This window comes from Belnapia sp. AC561 (assembly GCF_979252845.1).
The window spans coordinates 1-278 of the sequence record NZ_CEEDBP010000194.1 but is presented as its reverse complement, the minus strand read 5'-3'; the positions used below and the strand labels follow the sequence as shown (position 1 = coordinate 278).

At 57.6% G+C, this 278-nt stretch carries 1 protein-coding gene; it reads left to right on the top strand.

Features of this window, described 5'->3' with window-relative positions; all coding sequences use genetic code 11:
* The coding region (locus AC0IW9_RS30715) for a DNA topoisomerase (protein ID WP_471652092.1) at positions 1 to 278 on the top strand (278 nt) is incomplete at both ends.

The window sequence follows — 278 nt, the reverse complement described above, 5'->3', positions numbered from 1 at the left end:
GCGTCAAAGCCAGCGAATACGAACTGCGTGCCAAAGGCCGCATTCTCAAGTTCGACGGTTACACCCGCGCCATGCCGCAAATCAGCAAGCCCGGCGATGACGATGTGCTGCCCGACATGAGTGAAGGCGAAGCGCTGAAACTGATCCAGCTCGACCCGAGCCAACACTTCACCAAGCCGCCGGCACGCTACTCCGAAGCCAGCCTGGTTAAAGAGATGGAAAAACGTGGCATTGGTCGTCCTTCGACCTACGCAGCGATCATCTCCACTATCCAGGAA